This is a genomic window from Bradyrhizobium sp. CCBAU 51627 (genome assembly GCF_028128765.1).
Taxonomy (GTDB): domain Bacteria; phylum Pseudomonadota; class Alphaproteobacteria; order Rhizobiales; family Xanthobacteraceae; genus Bradyrhizobium.
The window spans coordinates 61712-86193 of record NZ_LBJG01000022.1; the positions used below are offsets into that span (position 1 = coordinate 61712).

Annotated in this window: 23 protein-coding genes; 7 read left to right on the plus strand and 16 right to left on the minus strand. The window is 61.6% G+C overall.

Annotated elements, in window-relative coordinates; translation table 11 throughout:
* Positions 1 to 197: 197 nt before the first annotated feature.
* Positions 198 to 1820, minus strand: coding sequence for a chaperonin GroEL (gene groL, locus XH88_RS11235; RefSeq protein ID WP_271615425.1), 1623 nt, complete (start codon positions 1818 to 1820; stop codon positions 198 to 200).
* A gap of 122 nt (positions 1821 to 1942) precedes the next feature.
* Between groL and XH88_RS11240 the strand changes: the two genes are divergently transcribed.
* A complete protein-coding gene (locus tag XH88_RS11240) occupies positions 1943 to 3223 on the plus strand; it encodes a family 4 glycosyl hydrolase (protein ID WP_271615530.1) in 1281 nt (426 codons plus the stop codon).
* 114 nt (positions 3224 to 3337) lie between these two features.
* Entirely contained in the window at positions 3338 to 3826 is a 489-nt protein-coding gene (locus XH88_RS11245) for a CDP-archaeol synthase (RefSeq protein WP_271615426.1), read from the plus strand.
* Here the strand turns inward: XH88_RS11245 and XH88_RS11250 are convergent.
* The 4 genes from XH88_RS11250 to XH88_RS11265 form a co-directional block, all read right to left on the minus strand.
* Complete coding sequence (locus XH88_RS11250; RefSeq protein WP_271615427.1) at positions 3807 to 4772, minus strand: metallophosphoesterase; 966 nt, start codon at positions 4770 to 4772, stop codon at positions 3807 to 3809. The genes XH88_RS11245 and XH88_RS11250 overlap by 20 nt on opposite strands.
* Positions 4773 to 4984: 212 nt before the next feature.
* The gene (locus XH88_RS11255) at positions 4985 to 5950 is read right to left on the minus strand and encodes a 1-phosphofructokinase family hexose kinase (protein WP_271615428.1); all 966 of its coding nucleotides are present in this window, start codon (positions 5948 to 5950) and stop codon (positions 4985 to 4987) included.
* Entirely contained in the window at positions 5943 to 6920 is a 978-nt protein-coding gene (gene glk, locus XH88_RS11260; protein ID WP_271615429.1) for a glucokinase, read from the minus strand. Before glk ends, XH88_RS11255 begins: the two co-directional genes overlap by 8 nt.
* On the minus strand, positions 6917 to 8251 hold the full coding sequence (locus XH88_RS11265; protein ID WP_271615430.1) for a GH1 family beta-glucosidase: 1335 nt from the start codon (positions 8249 to 8251) through the stop codon (positions 6917 to 6919). Before XH88_RS11265 ends, glk begins: the two co-directional genes overlap by 4 nt.
* A 190-nt stretch (positions 8252 to 8441) precedes the next feature.
* Between XH88_RS11265 and XH88_RS11270 the strand changes: the two genes are divergently transcribed.
* Entirely contained in the window at positions 8442 to 9782 is a 1341-nt protein-coding gene (locus XH88_RS11270; RefSeq protein ID WP_271615431.1) for an agarase, read from the plus strand.
* 22 nt (positions 9783 to 9804) lie between these two features.
* Here the strand turns inward: XH88_RS11270 and ppsA are convergent, their stop codons facing one another.
* Both ppsA and XH88_RS11280 read right to left on the minus strand, forming a co-directional pair.
* Positions 9805 to 12216, minus strand: a complete 2412-nt coding sequence (gene ppsA, locus XH88_RS11275) for a phosphoenolpyruvate synthase (RefSeq protein WP_271615432.1) — start codon at positions 12214 to 12216, stop codon at positions 9805 to 9807.
* Positions 12217 to 12442: 226 nt separating this feature from the next.
* A complete protein-coding gene (locus XH88_RS11280; protein ID WP_271615531.1) occupies positions 12443 to 13129 on the minus strand; it encodes a CBS domain-containing protein in 687 nt (228 codons plus the stop codon).
* Between the two features lie 129 nt (positions 13130 to 13258).
* On the opposite strand from XH88_RS11280, the gene XH88_RS11285 reads away from it, so the two are divergent.
* A complete protein-coding gene (locus XH88_RS11285; protein WP_271615433.1) occupies positions 13259 to 13705 on the plus strand; it encodes a host attachment family protein in 447 nt (148 codons plus the stop codon).
* Between the two features lie 434 nt (positions 13706 to 14139).
* Here XH88_RS11285 and lpdA read toward each other — a convergent pair whose 3' ends face one another.
* The 4 genes from lpdA to XH88_RS11310 are packed head-to-tail and all read right to left on the minus strand — an operon-like array spanning position 14140 to position 19124.
* A complete protein-coding gene (lpdA, locus tag XH88_RS11295; RefSeq protein ID WP_271615434.1) occupies positions 14140 to 15537 on the minus strand; it encodes a dihydrolipoyl dehydrogenase in 1398 nt (465 codons plus the stop codon).
* Between the two features lie 7 nt (positions 15538 to 15544).
* Positions 15545 to 16816: a dihydrolipoamide acetyltransferase family protein gene (locus tag XH88_RS11300; protein ID WP_271615435.1), complete on the minus strand. Its 1272-nt coding sequence runs from the start codon at positions 16814 to 16816 to the stop codon at positions 15545 to 15547.
* A gap of 1 nt (position 16817) precedes the next feature.
* Positions 16818 to 17831: an alpha-ketoacid dehydrogenase subunit beta gene (locus XH88_RS11305; RefSeq protein ID WP_271615436.1), complete on the minus strand. Its 1014-nt coding sequence runs from the start codon at positions 17829 to 17831 to the stop codon at positions 16818 to 16820.
* A gap of 3 nt (positions 17832 to 17834) precedes the next feature.
* The gene (locus tag XH88_RS11310) at positions 17835 to 19124 is read right to left on the minus strand and encodes a 3-methyl-2-oxobutanoate dehydrogenase (2-methylpropanoyl-transferring) subunit alpha (RefSeq protein WP_271615532.1); all 1290 of its coding nucleotides are present in this window, start codon (positions 19122 to 19124) and stop codon (positions 17835 to 17837) included.
* On the opposite strand from XH88_RS11310, the gene XH88_RS11315 reads away from it, so the two are divergent.
* The 3 genes from XH88_RS11315 (at position 19124) to XH88_RS11325 (ending at position 20629) form a co-directional block, all read left to right on the plus strand.
* A complete protein-coding gene (locus XH88_RS11315) occupies positions 19124 to 19444 on the plus strand; it encodes a hypothetical protein (protein ID WP_271615437.1) in 321 nt (106 codons plus the stop codon). The genes XH88_RS11310 and XH88_RS11315 overlap by 1 nt on opposite strands.
* Before the next feature lie 56 nt (positions 19445 to 19500).
* Positions 19501 to 20013, plus strand: coding sequence for an Lrp/AsnC family transcriptional regulator (locus XH88_RS11320; RefSeq protein WP_271615438.1), 513 nt, complete (start codon positions 19501 to 19503; stop codon positions 20011 to 20013).
* A gap of 286 nt (positions 20014 to 20299) precedes the next feature.
* A complete protein-coding gene (locus XH88_RS11325; RefSeq protein ID WP_271615439.1) occupies positions 20300 to 20629 on the plus strand; it encodes a c-type cytochrome in 330 nt (109 codons plus the stop codon).
* A 3-nt stretch (positions 20630 to 20632) separates the two neighbouring features.
* Here the strand turns inward: XH88_RS11325 and XH88_RS11330 are convergent, their stop codons facing one another.
* The 5 genes from XH88_RS11330 to XH88_RS11350 are packed head-to-tail and all read right to left on the minus strand — an operon-like array spanning position 20633 to position 24467.
* Complete coding sequence (locus tag XH88_RS11330; RefSeq protein WP_271615440.1) at positions 20633 to 20908, minus strand: cytochrome C oxidase subunit IV family protein; 276 nt, start codon at positions 20906 to 20908, stop codon at positions 20633 to 20635.
* A complete protein-coding gene (locus tag XH88_RS11335) occupies positions 20905 to 21549 on the minus strand; it encodes a cytochrome c oxidase subunit 3 (RefSeq protein WP_271615441.1) in 645 nt (214 codons plus the stop codon). The genes XH88_RS11330 and XH88_RS11335 overlap by 4 nt, the downstream gene beginning before the upstream one ends.
* On the minus strand, positions 21542 to 23149 hold the full coding sequence (ctaD, locus tag XH88_RS11340) for a cytochrome c oxidase subunit I (RefSeq protein WP_271615442.1): 1608 nt from the start codon (positions 23147 to 23149) through the stop codon (positions 21542 to 21544). The genes XH88_RS11335 and ctaD overlap by 8 nt, the downstream gene beginning before the upstream one ends.
* Positions 23146 to 24087 carry a cytochrome c oxidase subunit II gene (gene coxB, locus XH88_RS11345; RefSeq protein ID WP_271615443.1) on the minus strand — a complete coding sequence of 314 codons (942 nt, stop codon included), beginning with the start codon at positions 24085 to 24087 and terminating at the stop codon, positions 23146 to 23148. Before coxB ends, ctaD begins: the two co-directional genes overlap by 4 nt.
* A gap of 26 nt (positions 24088 to 24113) precedes the next feature.
* Complete coding sequence (locus XH88_RS11350) at positions 24114 to 24467, minus strand: hypothetical protein (protein ID WP_271615444.1); 354 nt, start codon at positions 24465 to 24467, stop codon at positions 24114 to 24116.
* Positions 24468 to 24482: the final 15 nt, after the last annotated feature.

The window sequence follows — 24482 nt, forward strand, 5'->3', positions numbered from 1 at the left end:
TGCAATCCCTCACACCAGGCCGCCGCATGATCCAGCAGCAGTGTGCGACGTCCTTGCCTTGCGGTGCCAGAGCGCGCCTCGCAGTTGGTGGGCCCGTGGCAGACCAAAGCGGGTCTCGTGCGACGATTTTCATGGTAGCACGCATGCGACTGGAGGATTTGGGCGCGTATCATCAGGTGTGGTTGATAAGCGCTGGATCACATGGCCATGTCCGTCTCGGTCAACCGCTCTCGCTTAGGCTCCGGAATCTCTGTCATCGTTGCTTCCGTGAGCAGCAAGATGCTCGCCACCGAAACTGCGTTTTCGAGGGCGGTTCGAACCACCTTGACGGGGTCCACGATCCCAGCCGCAACCAGATCGACATATTCCTTGCGTGCGGCGTCGAACCCGGTGTTGTCCCGGCTCGCCAGCATGCGGGCAACGACCACGCCGCCGTCCGTGGCGGAGTTTTCGGCAATCTGGCGCGCTGGCGCCTCAAGTGCGCGCTTGAGGATCTGGACGCCGGTTCTTTCGTCGCCCTCGCAGTGCTCTTCTTCCTGGCCGACCTTCTCGATGCAACGGAGCAACGCCAATCCGCCACCGGGCACAATGCCCTCCGCGACGGCTGCTTTGGTCGAGCTGATGGCGTCGTCAAGCGCTTCCTTCTTTGCCTTCATTTCAGTTTCCGTCGGAGCGCCGACGCGGATGACGGCGACGCCGCCGGAAAGCTTGGCCAGTCTTTCCTGGAGCTTCTCCCGGTCATAGTCGCTTTTCGTCTTCTCGATCTCCCGGCGGATCTGTTGCACCCGCGCCTCAATGCGGCTCTTGTCGCCACCGCCACCGATCAAGGTCGTGTTCTCGGTGTCGGCGACCGCGCGTGCGGCGCGGCCGAGCTGGGCAAGGCCCGCATTTTCGAGCTTTAGGCCGATGTCGTCCGAAATCACCTGCGCACCTGTCAGGATCGCGATGTCCTCCAGCATTGCCTTGCGGCGATCGCCAAAGCCCGGTGCTTTTACTGCGCATGCTTTGAGAATACCTCGCAGCCTGTTGACGATCAGGGTGGCCAGGGCCTCTCCTTCGATGTCCTCGGCGATGATCAACAATGGACGTCCTGACTTCGCGACCTGTTCGAGCAAGTCGACCACATCACGCAACGCTCCGATCTTGTGATCGCAAAGCAGGACATACGGATCCTCGAGCACGGCCTCCATCCGCTCAGCGTCCGTGACGAAATAAGGCGAGAGAAAGCCGCGATCGAATTTCAGCCCCTGCACTATGTCGAGCGCCGTTTCCGTGGTCTTGGATTCCTCGACCGAAATGACACCGTCGCCGCCGACTTTCTCCAGTGCCTCCGCCACAAGGCCCCCGATCGAAGCGTCGTTATGGGCTGAAATCGCCGCGACCTGCGCCTTCTCTGCCTGTGCCTTCACCGGCCGCGAACTCGCACGCAGTGCGTCAATGGCCGCTCGCGCCGCACGATCGAGGCCGCGCTTGAGATCGATCGCGCTTGCGCCGGCAACGACGTTGCGAACGCCTTCGGCGAGAATGGCGTGGGCCAGGATCGTCGCGGTGCTGGTGCCGTCGCCGACGACATCGCCGGTCCGTTCGGCCGCCTGCCTGAGCACCTGCGCACCCAGGTTCTCCTCGGGATCCTTCAGATCGAATTCCTTGGCAATGGTGACGCCGTCATTACAGACGATCGGCGTACCCCAGCCCTTCTGGATCAGAACGGATTTGGATTTTGGCCCCAGCGTCACCCGCACAGCGTCAGCCAGAAGGGTTGCCCCGCGCAGAACCTTTTCGCGCGCGGCAGAGTGAAACAGAACCTGCTTGTGGGGCATGTCGATCTCCGCTCGCCTGGGTACCGGCAGAATATAAGGACCCAATGCAGCGGACATTGATTTTGCTCAAGATCAGCTTTGGACAAGAACGCATGCTGGCCAAGAAATACCGGAGCATTGAGATGCGCTCGAAGAGCAAGATCGTGTTTCTGGGCGCCAGCAGCGCGGCGTTTGGCATGAGCATGTTTCGCGACCTGTTTTCAACGTCCGATCTTGCGGGCAGCGAGTTGATCCTGGTGGGCAGAAACATCGAGCGGCTTGATCGCTCGCTGCGCCTGGCGCAGTTGCTCAATGAGAAGACCGGGGCGGGGTTGAGGATCGAATCGACGACGGACTGGCGCGCGGCGCTGGACGGCGCGGAATTCGTTGTTCATTCGACAGCGATCGATCGCAACCGACTGTGGCGCTTTGATTTCGAAGTGCCGCGCAAATACGGGATTCGCCACACGCTCGGCGAAAATGGCGGGCCGGGCGGACTTTTCTTCACGTTGAGGACATTGCCGGTTGTCTTCAACTTCGTGCGAGAGATGGAACGGCGCTGCCCGCGAGCGCTGTTCATCAACTTCTCCAATCCGGAGAGCCGGATCATTCTCGCCCTGGGCCAGCACAGTAGGATTCGGAGCCTGGGCCTATGCCATGGCATCTTTTTGGCACGCGGGCAGGTGGCTTCGATACTGGGCCTGCCAGAGGACCGGGTCGATGTCTGGGCCGCCGGTCTGAATCATTTTCAGTGCCTCATGCAGATCCGCGATCGCGACACTGGCGCCGATCTCTATCCGCTTCTCAAGGAGAAGGAAAAGAGCGTTGAGGCGTCCATTGCGCCGCTGACACGAAAGCTGCTGCGCGCGTTTGGCCATTGGCTTGGTTGTGGCGATGCCCATGTCGGCGAGTATTTGTCTTTCGGATGGGAGGCGGGCGAGGGCGGTTACAACTTCGGCTGGGACGAGGACGAACGCGGCAAGCTGGTACGACTGATCGATGATGTCCTCGCTGGCAGGGCATCAATTCCATCGTGGTGGTTGCAGCCCTCCGGCGAACGCGCTGCAACGATCATTGCTTCGGTGCTTCATGACCGCAAGCAGCTGATCGAGTCGGCCGTCATCCACAACTGCGGAATTATCCCCAATCTGCCGGCTAATGCGGCAGTCGAAGTGCCCGTCGTTGCAGATGCCGCAGGAATTCACCCGGTTTCCTTGGGACCGCTTCCGGAACCGGTCTCCAGGCTGATGGCAATCCAGGTCGGTGTTCAACAGCTCGCGGTCGAGGCGGCTATGCAGGGCTCAAAGGAACTCGCACTGCAGGCACTGCTGATCGATCCCGTCATAAATTCGGAGGATGCCGCGCGAGGGTTGCTGGAGGAATTGTGGGAGATCAATCGCCCCTACATTCGCCGATGCATCTAAAGGTGGTCCCGTCTCATAACGTTTTGATCGCGAGGAAATGCCGGACATGAGCACTGAAACGAAGTTCCGGCGTGTCGGTTTGTCCATGATTCGATGCTGTCCGCGGGATGCTTGATGTCCGCGTTCCCAATTCTTTACGCAATCTTGCTTTTGACGCTCGCAAACGGCTCGCCGGTCGTGGCCAAGAAGCTCTTCGGCTCCCGATTCGCGTTCGCGCTGGATGGAGGGCTTCTGTTCTTCGACGGCCGACCGATATTCGGGGCCTCGAAGACGGTTCGCGGCATTGTTGCGTCGATCGTCGTGACCGCGGCGGGCGGGATCCTTCTTGGGCTGGGTTACGAATTGGGAGCTCTCATGGCCATCGTCGCGATGGCGGGAGACTTGTTCTCCAGCTTCTTGAAGCGGCGCATGAACATGCCGCCAAGCAGCCAGGCGTTGGGTTTGGACCAGGTTCCGGAATCGCTCTTCCCCCTCGTGGTCTGCCGGGAGGGCCTAGGGCTGAGCCACGGCGATATCGTTGTGGTCGCCCTGATGTTTTTCGTTGGCGAGCTCGCGATCTCCCGCGTGCTGTACGTGTTGCGCATCAGGGATCAGCCGTATTGAAGCGATCGGTCGGTCGACTCAATCGATGCAGCGTAATTTCGGGCGGGCAATTGAAGCGCACGGCCACGACGCTTGATCCAGCGCCCACTGACGTGTACCCGGCCATGTCACGATAGCGCCAGGCGCCGGCGCCCATCCGACGCGGCAGCACCGAGTCAAGGGTGATGGGGATCGATCCCGGAAGACATATCTGTCCTCCGTGTGTATGTCCGCTTAGTAGCACGTCGAAGCCGGCATGCGCCGCCTGTCGGTAGATTTCCGGGGTGTGGGACAGTAGGACCGAGAATGCGCCGTCGGGAATCTCCGACCCGACCTTCTCAATGTTATCGACCCTGAAATAGTGTGCATCATCGATCCCTGCGACAAATATCTGCTGCTCGGCGCGCTTGATAGTCGCGCATTCGTTCTGAAGCATGCGTATGCCCATGGCCTCCAGACCAGGCAGCATCCTGATGGTGTCGTGATTGCCAAGCACGCCGACAACGGGTTGCTTCAGGTGGACCACGACCTGTGCCATGCCTTCCAGCGCGGCATCGAACGCTCCGAAGGTCTTGCCACGATAGTCGCCGGTCAAGACGCATAAATCATAGTCCAGGCCCCGGACCAGTTCGATCAGGCGCCGCATGGCGCGATGGCTCATATCGACGTGGGTATCACTGATGTGAAGGATCGTGAAGCCGTCGAACAGGGCTGGCAAATTTGCACATTCGATCGTGTTATACTTCACCGTGATACGCTCGGCATTTCGGCGGCCCCGCCAGTAAAGCCCGGACAGCTTCAGAATATTTCGTATCAGAGAATGAACAGAGTACCAGTTCTCGATATGGAAGAAGTTGAGTCCTTGGCCGAAGATCTGGGCCTCATGATCAGCTTCGATACCGAGCCGCTGCCGGGCGTGGATCCGGCCTAGACGCTGCTCCAGTTTCGAAAGCAGTTCGTCTTCCACCTGGTGTGCCTTTCGTTCGTGGCTTCAACCGCGTATACGCGCTGGCTCGTCATCCCCGGGACATTGATCGAGCTTGTCCAGAGCAACAAGAAGCGGCGCAACACGGTTGGCCGAAGCGGGCCCATTCCGTCAGCCGCGGATAATTTTCTGCGAACCAGCTGCTGGTATCGCAAGGCAGTTGGCGTTCGCCCGGCGATTGATACACGTCCTTGCTAGGAATGATAGCCGGCGACAGCAGTCACCTTGACGCTGGAAGCGAGACGATGAATGTCCTCTCTCAGACACAGCCCCGTGCCGGGGCTAAGCAGCGCGGCCGAACCGCCGGCAACGCCATAGCGCAGAGCCGCTTCGAAATCGTCGTCATGTGCAAGACTGGACACCATCGCTCCCAGGAAGCTGTCGCCGGCGCCGGAAACGCTGACGGGCTCGATCGGAAGGCCGTTTGCGCGCAAGGCGATGTCGCGCGTCAGGAGCAGGGCGCCCTGCGAGCCCATCGACAGTGCAATTACCTCAATGCGATAGCGAGCGAACAGGCGACGCCCGGCTTCGAGCAGCGAAGGCTCGTCCTCGGTGCTAATCCCGGCAAGTTCCTGGAACTCATGAAGATTGGGTTTGATGAGATAAACGCCGGTCTCCAACGCGGCTTTCAGCGAAACGCCCGTCGTATCGACGATGACCTTGGTTGCTCCTTTCGATGCCTGGACCACCCTTCCGTAGAAGTCGGCAGGTATTCCAGGCGGCAGACTGCCACTCGCGATGACAAATGCGGCTTGCGAGCTGATGCGCGCGACGGCGTCAAGGCACTGCTGCCATTCGAATTTGCTGAGCGAGGCGCCTGGAAAGACCAGGCGAAACTGCTCGCGGGTTGTCTCGTCGAAGATGGTAACGTCCTCGCGGGTATCGTTCGCGGACGGGATTACGATGCTTTGCACGGATTCGCGTTCAACCAACCTCGCCAGGGTTTGTCCGCTGGCGCCTCCGGCCGGATAGATCGCGATCGCGTCGATGCCGAGCCGCGTCAGAACCCTGGCGACATTGATTCCGCCTCCGCCAGGATCGCGCTGGGCTTCCGCGCAGCGCATCTTGGTGAAGGGCATCATCTTTCTGACCGAAGTCGAGATATCGACGGCCGGGTTGATGGTCAACGTTACGATCTGGATGGGTGGCGTCTCAGTCAAGGCCTTCGATCTCCATCAGGGCGCGAAGACCGGTGAATGCAACGTCGTCGTCAAGGATGAGATAGGCGGGGACCGGCTCCAGGAATGTCTTGAGACGTCCCTTTTCCTCGAAGCGCATGCGAAACTGGGACGCGGCAAGATATTCGGGCATATGACGCAAAATGCCCCCGCCGATGAACATCCCGCCTCTTGCGCCGACCGCGAGCGCAAAATTGCCCGCAACGGATCCAAGCATCGCGCAAAACATTTCAACGGCGGCACGGCTGACCGGGCAAGTCCCTTCGATTGCAGCCCGCGTGATGTCGGCCGATCGGCGTTTGGGAACTGTCACCCCGTCGAGAAACGCAAGCGTGTCATGGAGGTTCTCCAACCCCGTGCCCGACAGGACGCGCTCTGACGATACATGCCCGAAACGTTGCCTCAAATGCGCGATGACGGCGTCCTCGCGCAAAGAGCCACCCGCCATCGTGGAATGGCCGCCCTCGCTGGAAAGGACGATCTGGTCGTCGCCGTGCGGTACGGTGACGGCCATGCCCAGGCCCGTGCCGGGGCCGATCGCAGCGAGGGGCGCTCCGGCGACCCTTTCTTGTCCCCCCAGTTGCAGCAAACTGCCCGGGAGAAGACGGGGCAGGGCGAGCGCGACCGCTTCAAAGTCGTTGATCAGGCGCACGAACGAGAATCCATAGGCCTCGCGCAGCTCTCCTGCATCGACGACCCAGGAATTGTTCGTGAGAATGCACCGGCCGTTCTGCACCGCGCCGGACGCGGCGAGGATTGCGTGCTGAATTGTTCCGCCCTTTGCCGCATCACCAAGATAGGCAGTGAGCGCCTCCGGGAAGGTGGCGTGATCGCTGACGGCGGTACGAGCGATCGTGCTAAGCTTACCATTCGTCAGGAGTGCAAAGCGGGCGTTGGTTCCTCCGATATCGGCGAGCAAGGTGGTCCGCACTGGAGGAGTTGCCTTCGTCATGGCTGCCTCGCCTTGATCAGCCCGGCATACCAGTCGAAGGAGGATTTGGGTGTTCGCCGCAGCGAGGCATAATCCACGTAGGCCAGGCCGAACCTGATGCTGTAGCCGGAATCCCATTCGAAATTGTCGAGCAGCGACCATACGAAATATCCGCGAACGTCGACGCTGCGGGAGGAGGCGGAATTCATCGCGTCGATATAGGCCTTCAGAAATTCTATCCGACCTGTGTCCATCACCGCGCCGTTTTGGTCGGGCTGGTCGAAATTGCCGTATCCGTTCTCGAGGACATAGATCGGCAAGCCATACCGGTCATGGGCACCTTGCAATGTGTCTCTGAAAGCCTCGGGCTCGATCGGCCAATCGATCGGCGTCAGGGGCACACCGGCTGGCTTGTCGCCGAAGTCGTAGCCCAGCATCGAAACCGCATCTGCCTTCACATAGACCGGGCTGTAGTGGTTCAGTCCGAACCAATCGACCGGCCGGCAAATGCGCGCCATGTCGTCGGGCTGCAGATACGGTTCGATCGCCGCCCGCATCGACTCCGGATATGCACCACGGCATTGCGGGTCCGGAAAGGCTCTGTTCCAGTAAACGTCCAGGCGTGCCGCCGCAGCTGCATCGGCCTCGCTGCTGCTGGACGGCCGGCAGGGCTGCCTATTGTGAATGCATCCGATCGAGGCCCCGGCGACTTTTGCGCGGACAACATCTACCGCCGCACCATGCGCCAGATTGATATTGTGGATCATGCGATGGAGCTTGTCTTCGCTGCTGCGATCCCGCTTGCCGAGTGATCGGCTGAACAGGCTGAAGATCGATGGCTCATTGATCGTCGCAAAACGCTTGACCCGATCGCCGAGGCGGGTTGCAACCAGAGCCGTATAGTCGGCGAACCAGGTCGCCATTTCACGATTCTGCCAGCCGCCGCGCTCCTCCAAGGCCTGCGGCAGGTCCCAATGGTACAGGCACAGCCAAGGCTCGATGCCGGCGACCAGGAGCTCATCGATCAAGCGATCGTAGAATGAAAGACCGGCTTCGTTGGCAGCTCCGCGTCCCTGCGGCAGGATACGTGGCCAGGCAATCGAGAACCGGTACGCTCGCACGCCCAGCGCTTTCATCAGGGCCACATCCTCGCGGTAGCGATGATAGTGGTCACACGCGACGTCGCCTGTATCGTGATTCTTGATCGTACCGTTTTGGCAGTAGATGTCCCAAATGCTGGCTCCGCGGCCGTCCTCACGCGTAGCCCCCTCGATCTGGAAGCTCGAGGTGGAAACGCCCCAGATGAAGTCGGAGCGCAGACTGGCGGTGTTTGGCAATGGAATTGTCGACATCAAACGACCTGCGTGGTCCTGCTCCACCTGTGCCCGGCCACGCCGTTGCGTGCGGGCTCGCGGGGTTTTCGCCTTCTTCCCCCGGGTATTGGTAGTCAGGCTGGTTCCGAATGGTATTGAGATGAGTCAAGGGCTCCGGGCAGGACCGTGCGATTAATTGACGGTTTTGGTCACTGGCCGGGGGCCGCAGTTGCAAAGAACGAAGTGGGGTGGGATCGTCGACAACGAGTTCAGTGGAAGTGGCTTTTTTCGCGTTGCCGAGCGTAATGGCGTCTTCTGGCTCGTTGATCCCGACGGTGGCCGCTTTCTTTCCAAAGGCGTCAACAACATCCGTTTCGATCAGGACCACGTCGGACGGACCGATCGCGTGCCTTACGCCAAGGCCTGCACGGCCAAGTACGGCAGTCCGCGTATCTGGCGCGCCGCGACGTCCGACCGGCTGGCAAGCTGGAAGTTCAACACGGTTGGCTGCTGGTCGGATGAGCTCGTCGCCAGCGCGGGATCGCAATTGCTGGCGACCACGCCAACCGCGGAGCTCGGCGCGTCCTTTCGCCTGCATCGCCGCGATCAGATCTTTCCGGATGTCTACGATCCCGAGTTCTCGGCGCATCTCCGCGTGAGCGCCCGTCAACGCTGCAGGCATCGACGCAATGACCCCGGCCTGCTCGGTACCTTCATCGACAACGAGCTCTACTGGTCGCCCGACTGGCGCGGCACCGATGAGCTTTTGACGCTGTTTCTGAACCTGCCATCCCATCGTCCGGGCAGGATTGCCGCTATCTCGGCTCTGCAGGCACACTACCGGGACTTTGTCCAATTCAATGCGGTATGGCGTACACAAGCGCGATCTTGGGAAGAGCTCGGCAGGATGGAGCACGTCGTGGCGCCTTTTGTCAGACTCCGACCCGGCGTCCTGAACGATGCGCTCGAGACCAAGGCCAATTTGGCAGATCCCGCTCGCGAGGCTTTCTCGGCCGATTGCGATGCCTTCGTGGCCGTCGTGGCCGACAAATATTTCGAACTGTGCGTCTCGGCGATCAAGGCAGCCGATCCCAATCATCTCGTGCTTGGCTCGCGGTTCGGATATCAACCGCTCAACGGCGTGATTGCCGCGGCTGGCCGTCACCTGGACGTGGTTTCTTTCAATTGCTACGACTTCGACCCGGGTCCGGTCATCGACGCTTACGCCGCCTCCGGCAGGCCGTGCCTGATTTCGGAATTCTCATTCCGCGGCGATGATGCGGGCCTGCCGAATTCGAGCGGGGCCGGACCGCGGGTGCCCACCCAGACCCAGCGCGCCCGGGCTCTCGAGGGCTACGTCGTGGCAGCCCTGAGCAAGCCGAATGTGGTCGGCTATCACTGGTTCGAGCATGCCGATCAACCGGCCGAGGGCCGCTTTGACGGCGAGGATTCCAATTTCGGCACGGTGACCATCGACGATCAGGTTTATGATGAGCTGACGACGATGATGACTAAGGTGAATGCCGCGGCGGAACATATTCACGCTCATTCCGTCCCGGCCGCGATCTGATTGCGGCAATACGCAAAACCCGTCATGTTTCCGGCTTTGGGGGAGCGGCCTCGGCGTCCGACACGGCAGCCATGGTTCGAAACACGCTCGACGGATTGACGCTGATGGAGTCGATGCCGAGCCCCGTCAGATAACGCGCGATTTCCGGGTAGTTCGCGGGCGCCTCGCCGCAGATGCCGATATGGCGGCCGTTGCGCTTGGCGCCAGCCACCGCCTGGCGGAACATCTCCAGCATTCCCGGATCGCGCTCATCGAAGTCGAAGGCCACGATATCGGAATCCCGATCGACCCCCAGCGTCAGCTGGGTGAGATCGTTGGAGCCGATCGAAAAGCCGTCGAACAGCTCCGCGAACGCATCGATCTGGATGACGTTGTTCGGAATCTCGCACATGACGTAGATTTCGAGACTGTCTTCGCCGCGCTTCAATCCATTGGCCGCCATCGTCGCGATCACGCGCCGGCCTTCCTCGACGGTACGGCAGAACGGCACCATGATGCGCAGATTGGAGAGGCCCATCTCCTTTCGCACCAGACGGAGCGCGGCGCACTCCAGCGCGAACCCTTCGGCGTAGGCGGGGTGGCTGTAGCGAGAGGCGCCGCGGAATCCCAGCATCGGATTCTCTTCCCGGGGCTCGAAGCCTTCGCCGCCCCTCAGGCTGGCATATTCATTGGTCTTGAAGTCGGAAAGTCGCACGATCACGGGCTTAGGATAGAATGCCGCGGCGATGGTGCCGACGCCTTCGGCGAGTCTTTGTACAAAGAAGTCGGCGGGGCTCGTGAAGCCCTTCACTAGGCGCGCGATTGCGGCACGCGCCTTGGCTGACTTGATCTTGTCCGGCTTGAGCAATGCCATCGGGTGAACGCCGATATGCTCGCTAATGATGAATTCCATGCGCGCGAGGCCGACCCCGGCCTGCGGCTGCATCGCCGTGCGGAATGCCATCTCCGGGGTGCCGACATTCACCATGATGGCCGTACGCGGCTGCCGCAACTCGCTCACCGGCGTCCTCGTCACGTCGAACTCGGCCGTTCCCTGATAGACGCTGCCGATGTCACCTTCGGCGCAGGAGATCGTGACTTCGACCCCGGTCTTGATCTTTTCGCTCGCGAGCGTTGCCCCCACCACGGCGGGAATGCCCAGCTCTCGGGCAACGATGGCAGCATGGCAGGTGCGGCCGCCCTTATCCGTGACGATGCCGGCCGCGATCTTCATGACCGGCTCCCAGTCCGGACTGGTGGCCGGCGCCACCAGGATCTCGCCGGGCCGGAAGGCGGCGAGGTCGCGCGCGGTCATGACGCGGCGCGTGCGTCCCGAAGCGATCTTCTCGCCGACGGCGCGACCGCTGACGATTGCCGGGCCGTGGGCTTTCAGATTGTAGGTCTCGTAGACGCCTGCGGAGCGCCGTGAGGCGACTGTTTCGGGCCTGGCCTGAATGATGTAGAGCTTCCCGTCGGCGCCGTCCTTGGCCCATTCGATGTCCATCGGCATCGGGACGCCGGCATGTCGAGAGTAGTGGGCTTCGATCCGGACCGCGATCTCGGCAAGGCTCAGCACCTCCGGGTCGGAGATGCAGAATTTCTGGCGTTCGGCTCCAGGGACATTGCGGGTCAGCGTCGCATGGCTGCCGCCACGCTTGCTGTAAATCATGCGGAGTTGCTTGGCTCCGAGCCGGCGCCGCAATACGCGGCGATATCCCTGACTCAGTGTGGGCTTGTGGACGTAGAACTCGTCTGGATCGACCTGGCCCTGCACGATGGTCTCGCCGAGACCATAGCAGCCGGTCACGAAGATCACGTCACGGAAGCCGGACTCGGTATCGAGCGTGAACATGACGCCGCTGGCCGCCAAATCGGAACGAACCATCTTCATCACGGCGACAGAGAGCGCGACCTTGAAATGATCGAAGCCGTTATCGATGCGGTAAGAGATCGCGCGGTCTGTGAAGATGGAGGCAAAGCAGCGCTGGCACGCTTCGAACAGATCCTTGGGTCCGCGTACATTGAGATAGCTTTCGTGTTGACCCGCAAAGCTCGCGGTCGGCAAATCCTCGGCGGTCGCGGAGCTTCGCACTGCGACGGCAACCCCGGTCCCAGCTTCGCATTCGAGTTGCCGGTACGCTTCCACGACTTGCTTGCGGAGATGAGGCGTGTCCATCGCCTCGTATATGATGGCGCGAGCCTTCGCCGCCCTGCTGGCGAGCTGCCTGATGTTGCTCTTGTTGATCCCGTCGAGAAGCCCATGAAGTGCGGCCGCGACGCCGTCCCGCGACAGCGCCTCGCGATAGGCGTCGGCCGTGATCGCAAAGCCGTTCGGGACTGCAATCCCTTGTGAGGCGAGCGCGGAGTAGAGTTCGCCCAGCGAAGCAGTCTTGCCGCCGACCAGGCCGACGTCGCCCAAATCGATTTCAAGGAAAGATCTGATGCACGATGACATGGCAGCAGCAGATCAGGTGATGGCCTCCCGTGCTTGAGGCAGGTCAACCTTTTTCATGCATTTGTGCGGTCGCCTGCAAAGCTGTCGATCACCTTCGGCAACAACATCTGGACTCGCTCGGATGTGATGAGCTCGTGGCCATTTCGATCACCTGAGTTGCGGTTCGCGCGTCGCGCCTCACCCCAGCGAACGGCTGTTCGGCGGGTAGCCGCAGGTTTGTATGCGGTCAATAGACGAAGGCCGGAGTTTCCAGCAGATGGTCATTGACCTTCACCACGCCGGGGATCGCCTCGGCGGCAACGCGAATGGCCGTGCGTTCGTCGAGTGATGGCGCGAAGCCCCAGATATCGATCACTCCATTCTGTACCGTCGCGCTTACATTAAAGGTGTGAGCCCAAGGCTGCCTCCGAAGCTCCTCGAGGAACTTCTTCCTGATGGCCGAATCGGGAAGCGAAATTTCGAGCTTTGGTCTGGCGCTCGCGATAGCCTGAAGCAGGTTGGCGCGGCTGACGATCCCGACGAGCTGGCCTTCCTTATTGACGATAGGAATGCGTTTGATCTGACGTTCTTCGAGAACCATGGCGATCTCGTGCAAGGGCGTCTCGGGTGCAGCTGTCGCAACATCCTGCGTCATGATGTCCTGCACCTTGATCGAGTGCGACTTGACGTAGTCGGTCGCAAGTTGGGCGTCGCCGGTCAACAGGCGCAGCCACCACGAAGGAGAGCGTTCAGTTGCGCTCTCGGTCCTGTGCAGCAAATCGCCTTCGCTCACGATACCGAGAATCTTGTTGTCGGCATCGACGACCGGCACAGCGCTGATCCGACGATCCAGCAGGGTCTGTGCGACTTGCCGGACGGTTGCGGTCGGCCCAACGGTAACCACCGGTGAGACCATCACGTCTCGTGCCTGCATGGCAAACCTCCATATCGCCTCTCGATTTTGGATAATCCTGCCCGATCGCCCGCTGCCTGATTTGATCAGGATCAAGCAGGGCAGGCTTCCTGGCGATAGGAATTAAAGGTTTGCAGCGAGGAGGTCGAAATGGTCAGGATACCACATCGGGCTGTCGTGTTCGTTGGCGACGGACGGAAAGCGCTGTTCCTTCGTAACGAGGGCAATGAGAAGGTCCCGAACTTGAAGACGGAGGCGGTGTTCGAGACAGAGAATCCGTCCGCGCATTCCCAAGGCAGCGATCGGCCCGGCCGGGTCAGCAAAGGCTCGCATTCGGGGCAGCGAAGTGCAGTGGAAATAACCGATTGGCACGAGCTCGAGGAGGCACGCTTTGCGAGGCAGGTCGCGGCCGCCGCAGAGCGTCTCCTTCGTGGCGAACATGCAACGGTCCTCATTGTTGTCGCGCCGCCCCGCACGCTGGCGGAGCTTCGGTCAGCCTTTCATGACGACGTGAAGCGTCGGATCGTCGCTGAACTGGACAAGGATCTCACGAAGCACCCTGTGGGCGACATCGAGAAGCATCTGCGGGACGCCTGAGAAGGGGTTTGCTTGTACCCCGCCGCATCGGTCGGCGAGGCCAGCTGGTTTGATCTCGGTCAAGCGCTCCGCACACTTCTCCAGAGTAGCATTGTATCTGGACATGACCGGTTAGGAGAATGGAGTTTTGGCGGCTTGACGCAAGCCCTTCTGCAACAGGCTGCGGTCTGTCTGCTGATGTCGCACTGAGGGGCAACGCGGCGGGAGTGTGCAATGGACAAGGATGGTCAAGCGGCGCAGCAGAGCTCAGTGAGGCGACGGGCGGAGGCACCCGCTCCGGATCGCGGAGAGCGGCTCGTCGAGACTGGGCTGGCGGATCGCACGATCAGGGACGCCGTCGAAGACGACGAGGTGCGTGAGGCGCTGAATTTGCGTGGTCGCAACAAGCGCCGATAGTCCGAGAAGCTTCTATTCCAGGCGGACGTTCTAATGTTCTAGATATGAATCGCGTGTCCAAGCGATTTCAATGCTGCCTCGTGAAACGCTTCGCTTTGGGTCGGATGCGCGTGGATCGTCATCGCGATGTCCTCGAGGCGTGCACCCATCTCCAGCGCAAGGCTGAAGACGGCTGAAAGCTCGGCGATGCCGACGCCGACGCCCTGGATACCAAGCAGGAGATGGTTATCTGCCCGCGCAACGGTTCGGATGAAGCCGTCCTCGCGCTGCAGCGTCATTGCGCGGCCATTGGCTTTGAACGGAAAGAGATCCGTCTTGACATCGAAGCCCTTGCTGCTGGCCTCGCTTGGTGACAGGCCGACGGTGACGATCTCGGGATCGGTGAAGCAGATCGCCGGGATCGAGACCCGGTCCCAGGCGCGACGCTGACCGGCGACGATCTCTGCGACCATTTCGCCCTGCGCCATGGCGCGATGTGCCAGCATTGGCTCTCCCGTAATATCGCCGATCGCGAAGATCCCGTGCATCGAGGTGCGGCATCGGTCGTCGATCCGGATGAAAGAATCGGTCATGTCGAGATCGAGACTTTCGAGGCCAAAGCGGGATGTCGCCGGCTTTCGGCCGATCGTAACGAGGATCTGGTCGGCATCCAGCGTTCTCTGCTCACCGCTGGAGGTCTCGATCATGAGCGCGGTCCCGTCGGCGCCCAGCGTTTTCGCCTTGGTGCCCGTCAGAATGGCGATCCCGAGCGCGCCGAGGTGCCTGGCGACCGGCGCACTCAGCTCGGCGTCGTATTGCGGCAGAATGCGTGACGCAGCCTCGACAACCGTGACGGCCGCGCCCAATTTCGCAAAGGCCGTGCCGAGCTCGAGGCCAATGTAGCCGCCACCCACCACGACAAGCTTCTTCGGAACCTCGGTGAGCGCCAAGGCCTCCGTGGACGAGATCACGCGGCCTCCGAACGGCAAATCCGGAATGGCAATCGGCTCGGATCCCGTCGCGATCACCACGGTCTCGGCATGGATCGTCTGTAGGCCGGATTGCGTCGCGACCTCGATCGATTTGCCGTCGCGAAAGCGAGCGTGCCCGGCGATGTGTCTGACGCCCGCTTTCTTCAGCAGGCCGGCCACGCCGCCATTGAGGCGCCGGACGATGCCGTCCTTCCAGGCAATAGTCTTGGCGAAATCGAGCGACGGCTTTGCCGCGGAAATTCCGAGCGCACTCTTGCCCTCGGCGGCACCTGCGATCGTTTCATACTCGCTGGCCGCATGGATCAGAGCCTTCGAGGGAATGCAGCCGACATTGAGACAGGTACCACCCGGCTTCCCGGCTTCGACGATGATCGTATCAATGCCGAGCTGGCCGGCCCGGATCGCGCAGGTATAGCCGCCGGGGCCCGCGCCGATGACAAGAAGCTTGCAGGCGATTTCAGTCATCGTTCCATCAGTCAATGAAGATCATGGCCGGTGTTTCCAGCAACAGCTTGATGTGTTGCACGAACTGAGCTGCATCAAAACCGTCGATCACGCGATGGTCGAAGCTGGATGACAGGTTCATGATCTGGCGCGGCACGAAGGCCGCACCGTCCCAGTGCGGTCGGATGGCGATTCGGTTGACGCCGACGATCGCGACCTCCGGGTGATTGATAATGGGAGTCGTCGCGAGCCCGCCAAGCGCGCCGAGCGATGTGATGGTGATGGTTGAGCCCGTGAGTTCGTCGCGGGTCGCGTTGCCATTTCGAGCGGCTTCGGCGAGCCGTGCGACCTCAGTGGCGCAATCCCAGATATCGCGTGCTTCCGCGTGTCGGACGACGGGCACCACCAGACCGGTCGGGGTCTGCGTGGCGATCCCGATGTGAACACCAGCGTGCTGGTGCACGATGCCGGCCTCATCGTCGAAATGGGCATTGAGATGCGGCAGTTCAGCGATCGCGCGCACCATGGCTCGCATCAGGAACGGCAGCAGTGTCAGCTTCGGCTTGCCGGGCCGCTTCTGGCCGTTGACCTTCGCGCGCAAATCCTCGAGTGCCGTGACATCAATCTCTTCGACATAGGTGATGTGCGGGATTCGGGCGTTCGCAATCGACATCTTCTCGGCGATCTTGCGGCGCAAGCCGATGATCTTGATGTCGGTGACGGCGGTTCGTGCCGGATGCGGCGTCGCTGTCGTTCCGGTGCGGTCGCGCGCAAGATAGGCATCAAGATCATTATGGGTGATCCGCCCGGCGGGGCCCGTGCCGCGGATCTGGCGCAAGTCGACGCCCGCCTCGCGCGCACGGAGCCGGACGGCGGGAGCGGCCAAAGGCCGTTCGACTGCGTGGTGGAGTGGCGACGCGGAGGGCTGCGAGCCCAGTTCTTTTGTCGGTTCGCTCGCCGGCGCGCGCGGCGCGGCTGCTACGCGATCAGACCTCCTGGTCGCAGCACCTGCGCCGGGCAATGCGAGCTTCGCCGCCTCCGTCGCCGGCTCGCTCTTGCCGTCGACCTCCAGCCGGACGAAATCCGAGCCGATGGCGAGGAGGTCGCCCACATGGCCGGCGAGCCAGATGACGCGTCCGTCTGTCGGTGAGGGGATTTCGACTGTCGCCTTGTCGGTCATGACAGCGCCGAGAACGGCGTCTTCGCGCACGACATCACCGACCTTCACATGCCATTCCACGAGCTCGGCTTCCGCTATGCCTTCGCCGACGTCGGGCAGCTTGACCACGCGCTCCGCCATCTCAGGCCTCCACCGTTTCGATCAGCGCACGGCCGATCCGCGCCGGTCCCGGGAAGTAGTCCCATTCCTGCGCGTGCGGGTAGGGCGTGTCCCAGCCGGCGACGCGAACGATCGGCGCTTCCAGGTGATAGAAACACCGCGTCTGGACCAGCGCGCAGAGCTCGGCGCCGAATCCCGATGTGAGCGTGGCCTCATGCACGATCACGCAGCGTCCTGTCTTCTTGACCGAGGCTTCGATGGTGTCGAGATCAAGCGGCAGCAGGGTGCGCAGATCGATGATCTCGGCATCGATGCCGGTCTCGGCGGCGGCGGTCTCGGCGACATGAACCATTGTGCCGTAAGCAAGGATGGTGACGGCGCTGCCCTGCCTGCGGATCGCCGCGCTGCCGAGCGGGATTGCAAAGTGTCCGTCGTCGACTTCTCCGAGTTCATGCTTCGACCATGGTGTCACCGGCCGGTCGTGATGGCCGTCGAACGGGCCGTTATAGAGCCGCTTCGGCTCGAGAAAGATCACAGGATCGGGGTCCTCGATCGCCGAAATCAAGAGGCCTTTGGCATCGCGCGGGTTCGACGGCACCACCGTCTTGATGCCGCAGACATGGGTGAACAGCGCCTCCGGACTCTGGCTATGCGTCTGTCCGCCAAAAATGCCGCCGCCGGTCGGCATGCGCACCACGAGCGGGCAGGTGAACCCGCCGTTGGAGCGGTAGCGCAGCCGCGCAGCCTCTGAGACGATCTGGTCGTAGGCCGGATACATGTAATCGGCAAACTGGATCTCGACACAGGGTTTCAAGCCATAGGCCGCCATGCCGACGGCGATGCCGACGATGCCGAGCTCGCTGATCGGGGTATCGAAGCAGCGGCTTGTTCCGTATTTCGCTTGCAGGCCCTGCGTTGCCCGGAATACGCCGCCAAAATAGCCGACGTCCTCGCCGAACACGACGACGTCACTGTCGCGCGACATCATCACGTCCATGGCCTCGCGGATTGCCTCGATCATGGTTTTGCGCGGCATCGCTCAGACTCCGGCTTCCTGGCGTTGCCGGCGCAGATGCGGCGGCATCTCCGCGAACACGCCTTCGAACATGTCGCGCGCCGAGGCATGCTGAGGGGAATGCAGCGTGCCGTGGCTCTCGGCCTCCTTCTGCGCCGCGATCACGGTGTCCATGATCTCGGCCTCGGCCTGCTTTTGCCGCTCCTCCGACCAGACGCCGCGCACGATCAAATGGTTCTTCAGCCTGATCACGGGATCTCCGAGCGGCCATGCCTCGGATTCCGTCTTCGGCCGATAGCCCGCGGGGTCGTCGGACGTGGAATGCGCGCCGACACGATAGGTCACGTGCTCGATCAGGGTCGGGCCGAGATTGCGGCGCGCTCGCTCGCAGGCCCATTTGGCGACCGCGTGAACCGCGAGATAATCGTTACCGTCGACGCGCAGCGCCGGAATGCCGAAGCCGAGGCCGCGTGCCGCGAACGTGCCGGAGCCGCCGCGCGCGATGCCCTGGAACGTCGAGATGGCCCATTGATTGTTGACGATGTTGAGCACGACCGGCGCGCGGTAGGTCGATGCGAACACGAGCGCGGCATGGAAGTCGGATTCGGCGGTTGCCCCGTCGCCGATCCAGCCAACTGCGATCTTGGTGTCGTTCTTGATCGCAGACGCCATGGCCCAGCCGACTGCCTGGATGTACTGGGTGGCGAGATTACCGGAGATCGAGAAGAAACCGTGCTCCCGGGAGGAATACATCACGGGGAGCTGGCGCCCCTTCAGGGGATCGTGCGTGTTGGAATAGATCTGACAGGCCATCTCGACCAGCGAATAGCCGCCGGCGATCAGAAGTCCCGCCTGGCGATAGGTCGGAAAATTCATGTCGCCCGGAAGGAGCGCCTTGCGGAAGGCGCAGCTCACGGCCTCTTCGCCCATATGCTGCATATAGAACGACGTCTTGCCCTGACGCTGCGCCACCATCATGCGCGCGTCAAACGCGCGCAGCGTCATCATGTGGCGCAGGCCCTCGAGCAATTCGCCGTCGGTAAGCTGGCCCGCCCAGGGGCCCACCGCCTCGCCGTCGCGGTTGAGCACGCGGATGACGGAAAAGGCGAGGTCGCGTATCGCCTCGGCGTCAACGTCGACGCTGGGACGATCGACCTGGCCGGCGCGTGGGATGCGGATGTTCGAAAAATCGGGCGTGCCGCCCGGACGCACTGCCGGTTCCGGCACGTGCAGCTTCAGTGGCGCAGGCTCGGCGGATGGAGCCGCCTCGCGCTGCGGGATCACGGTGTGCTGTGTGAGGTCGGAGTCGGGCATTGGCATTCACCTCTCACCTCGATCGCATCGATGCAGAACAACGCGCCAACCCGGCGAACGAGCCGGTCGACGATGTCGCGGTCATCGATCTCTATGGAAGCCGAGATGCGGCATGCGCCTGCGTCCGCCCGCGCGCTGACGGCAGCCAGCCGAAGTCCCGCGACACGAGCCTGATCGAGCAGGCGGCCAAGTGCGGCGTGCATATCGCTGGTCTGGAGTTCGAGCAAAAACACCAAAAACACCGCAGATGTCTCGTTTTATTGGCATATCGTACTGGAAAAGGTCAGGATTGTTGTTCCTCTAATCTGGGTGTAGCCTAAATGCACAGCGCGGATATTCTAGACAAGGATCGTAATCCCAGAATGGAGTTCTCGGTATGGCGTCAGTCGGACGTGCCACAGGGCCGGTCAGACCTCCCCGTAAAGATGCGCTTCGGCTCGACGAAATCGATCGCAAGATCCTGCGCGCCTTGCAGCAGGATGCGCGCCTCACGACGGCGCAACTCGCCGACAGGATTGGGCTCTCCACCACACCGTGCTGGAACAGGCTGAAGCGTCTCGAGACTCAGGGCTACATCGATGGTTATGTCGCGCTGCTCAATCAGGACAAGCTCGGCTTGCCTGAGACGGTGATCATCGAGTTGACGCTCGATCGCCATGACGAGGAGATGCTCGAACGTTTCGGCCAGCTGCTGACGAATTTGCCGGAAGTCATCGAGGCCTATCTAACCACTGGTGACTACGACTACGTCGTCAAGGTCGCGGTCGAGAGCACCGCGGGCTACGAACGCTTTCTGCGGGAAAAGCTCTACCGCATCCCAGGCATCCGCCACAGTCGGTCATCGTTTGCGCTGCGCTGCCTGAAGAAGCTGACCTCGGTGCAGGTTTAGTCCGCGTATGCGAGCTCACGGTTCCTTCCCTTGCGGGCGAGTCTGAGTACATCAGAAAAATCAAACAGGGGGTTCAGAAAAAGCGCCTTGCATGAAGCGGGGCGACACCGCTCATCTTGCGCCACCAAAAAGAAGGCCTGTTGCAGGCGAGGAAACCATGGTTACGAGCGGCCCGTCCAGCGAGAGCGCGACTGTGTCCTGCCTCTAAGTTTCGTGAGGCCGGCAAGGCTCTGTGTCCGCTACGGTGTGCCAACGGATGATCCGCTTGGAGCATCCGGTGCGAGGAATGCCGTCATTCGCGCTGACGCAGGACGAGGTCATCTTCTGCATCACGCTCGTCTTGATCGGCGCGTTCTCGCTCTTCCTGCCGAAATTCCTCACAGCCGGAAACGTCCTCACGCCTCTGAACAACGTCGCTACGCTCGGCATCGCGCAAAGCGTCGCGACCGATCGGGAGCCAACCGGTCCCGCCATGCCCGCCTTCGGCTGGCAATTGAATGACGAACAAGTGGCAGCGGTCGCAACCTACATTCGCAATCATTGGGGCAAGGCGCCGCCGGTCAGCAAAGACGACGTCAGGAAAGAGCGCACCTCGCTCGATACCAGAATCAACTGAGTCTCACGTCCGGGTCATGAAATCCATCAGCCCGAGCCATAGCAGGATGCCGAGCCAAAACAGCCCGGCGGCCGCAAAGACGAGCGTCAAGCCGTGCCGTTTCCGCAACTCCATGAAGATGGCGGCGACGAGCACCGCCTTGATGGTGCCGATGCTGAGGGCGACGACGGCATTGCCAGCGCCGAGCGGCACATAGGCGAGCGTGACGGTCAGCGCCAGCAAGCCCAGCAGAGCGAGCCAGGCGCCGACGAGCGCGAGCGGTGGTCGCCACTCCGTCATGAGGAGGCCCTCCCGGGCAGGTAGATCAGCGCAAACAGGAAAATCCAGACAACATCGACGAAGTGCCAGTAGAGAGCCGCACTGTGCAACGCGGCGTGATGGCGTGTCGTCGGTGCCCGTCGGCCGATGATCGCAAGCACGAGTAACAGACAGATTCCGATCAGCATGTGGACGGCGTGGATCGCGGTGGCGACGAAATAGAAGATGAAGAATAGCTGGACGCCATTGGCGAGAGGACCTCCAAACTGGAAGTCGACGCCGGGGACGAGACGCTCGTCATATTCGCCGCTATACTCGATGCCCTTGAGCGCGATGAATACGAGGCCCAGGCAGGCGGCCCCGACCAGCAGCCATGTGACGATCCTGACGGTCGCGGGCGAGAAGACTTCCACCGCCCACGCGACGAGAAAGCTCGACGTCAGGAGAATGGCCGTGTTGATCGTTCCGATCAGGATGTCGGTATGGCGGCTACCTTCCGCAAAGGATTGGGGAAAAGCGTGCCGATACACGAAGTAGGCCAGCAGCAGGCCGCCAAACAGCAGCACTTCGGTCGCGATGAACAACCACATGCCGAGCTCGGCGGTGTGGTCGCGGTGCGGGACTGAAACAAACTGCGATGCAAAGGCGGGCGGCTCAGGCATTTTGCGGCTCCGCCTCAAAGGCTTCGTTGTATTGATACGGCTCGCGCGTCACGACAGGCTGTGTTTCGAAATTCTCTTCGGGCGGCGGCGAAGAGGTTTGCCATTCAAGACCGGGCGCGTTCCACGGATTCGCCGGCGCGCGGGCGCCGAAGAAGGCGGAATATCCGAGATAGAACATCGGCAGCAGATAGGCGACGGCTAGAATCGCAGCGCCGCCGGATGACAGCACGTTCCAGACCTGAAATTCCGGCGGATAGACATGATAGCGCCGCGGCATCCCTTCCGCTCCGAGGATGAACTGCGGAAAGAATGTCAGGTTGAAGCCGAAGAAGATCAGCACGGCGGCAGTGCGCGCCCAATATTCGGAATAGAGCCGGCCGGTGATCTTCGGCCACCAATAGTGCAGGCCGCCGAAATAGGCAGTCACCATGCCGCCGACCATGATGTAGTGGAAATGTGCGACCACGAAGTAGGTGTCGGTTGCATGCACGTCGAAGGCAAGACAGGCCAGGAACAGGCCGGTAAGGCCGCCGATGGTGAAAAGGCCGATGAAGGCCAGCGCATAAAGCATTGGGGCGTCGAAGTGAATCGAGCCCTTGTGCAGCGTCGCGGTCCAGTTGAACACCTTGATTGCCGAAGGCACCGCAACGACGAAGCTCATGAAGGAGAACACGAGGCTTGCGATCAGCGATTGGCCGCTGACAAACATGTGGTGCCCCCACACCAGGAAGCCGACCGCGGCGATCGCAAGGCTGGCCCATGCCACGAACTTGTAGCCGAAGACCGGCTTTCGCGAAAAGCAGGAGACCAGCTCGTTGACCACGCCCATGCCCGGAAGGATCATGATGTAGACCGCGGGATGCGAGTAGAACCAGAACAGGTGCTGGAACAGCAGCGGGTCACCACCGATCCGGGGATCGAAGATGCCGACGCCGAAGAAGCGCTCCGTCGCGATCAACAGAAGCGTGACGGCGAGCACGGGCGTCGCCAGCACCAGAATGACCGAGGTCGCGTAGAGTGACCACAGGAAGAGGGGGAGGCGGTACCAGGTCAATCCGGGCGCGCGCAGGCGGTGGATGGTGACGATGAAGTTGAGCCCGGTCAGGATTGACGAGAATCCGGCAATGAAGACCCCTGCGGCCGCGACGATGACATAGCTGTTGGAGTAGAGGGTCGAGAACGGCGTGTAGAAGGTCCAGCCGGTGTCGATGCCGCCGGCAAGAATGGCAAACAGCGTGGTGCAGCCGCCCAGCATGAAGATGTACCAGCTCATCAGATTAAGCCGCGGGAAGGCGAGATCGCGCGCGCCGATCATCAAGGGAACGAGGAAATTGCCGAGCGTGTTGGGAATGGACGGGATCAGGAAGAACCATACCATGATGATGCCATGCATGGTGAACAGGCGGTTGTAGACGTCGGAGCTGACGAGGTCGGCTTGTGGGGTCGCGAGCTCGATGCGGATCGCCGTGGCGGCAGCGCCGCCGATGAAGAAAAAGAAGATCAGACTTGCGAAATAGAGGATTGCGATCCGCTTGTGGTCTGTCGTCAGGAACCAGGATTGCAGCGTGTAATCGGTGGTCAGGTAATTTGGCTCGCTCATGATCGGTTCCCCGCCAGCGACTTGACATAGACGACGAGCCGCAACAATTGGTCCTCGCTGAGCTTGCCTGCGAAGGACGGCATCAAGGGCTCGTAGCTGGCCACGATTTGGCTGCGCGGCAGCAGGATCGAATCCCGGATGTATTTGTCATCCGCAACGACGCTGCTGCCGTCGGAGAGCGGCACGGGCTTGCCGTACAGCCCTTCGAGCGGGGGAGCGCGAACCTTGCTGCCCTTCCCGTGACAGCCGCTGCAGCCGAGCTGACGGAACAGCGCGCCGCCCTCGTCCGCCAGCGGACTTGATGGCGCCTGTTGCGTCAGCCAGCGCGAAAAGTCGGCGGGCTCCATCGCGACAATCTCGCCGATCATGCCGGAGTGGTCGGTGCCGCAATACTCGGCGCAGAACAGGTGATAGCTACCAGGCTTGTCGATCTCGAGCTCAAGGTCCTGATAACGGCCCGGCACGACGTCGTGTTTCAGCCGCAGCGCCGGGATGTAGAAGCTGTGAATGACGTCCTGGGAGGCCATGACGAGCCGGACCGGGCGCCTGAGCGGAACGTGCAGCGCGTCGATCTCGGACTGGCCGCCCGGATGCTGCGTCTTCCACATCCACTGCTTGGCGACGACGAAGACAACGAGCTCGTCTGTCGGCGTCCTGTACATCTCGAAATAGACGCTCGCACCCCAGACGAACAACCCGAGAAAGCAGATGAACGATGCTACTGTCCAGCTAACCTCCCAATGCCAGCTCTTGGATGTGCGGTGGCCGCGGTCGATCTGATTGCCTGCGCGATAACGCACGCAAAACAACGCGAGCAGGAAGAACAGCAGGCCGAGGACGAGCGCGCTGGCGATCAGGAGGCCGGTAAACAGCAGATCGACATCGCTGCTCTGCGGCGAAAGTCCCGGCCGCCAGAACGGGATCCATTCGCGCCACATCTAGGACGATCTCCCTCGATGCGCGCTCATGGCGACGGCCATCCTGCCAGACCCTTGTGCAGAAGAAGGTCGACGGCTCGATCAATGGGAATGTGGACGGTGCCTTTTTCGCGATCGACCCAGCCATAGCTGCTCGCAAATTGCGCGCCGCCCTGTCGCGATCTCTCCAGACTGTCGCGCGGATTGACCTCGAGCGGTGGCGCATTTGAACTCAAGGCGGGTCGGCTCGCAGGTGTGGTTGGCATCATCGATTGCGGGAACATCCACGGCAGCGCGAGCGGAACGACCAGGATGAAGGTCGCAAGGCTGCCCGCAAGCCATCTGACAAGGCGAATCGGGACATCCGACCGCTCGTAGTCGAAGCGCTTGTTGTCCGCCATGCTGCCGCCCTCGAT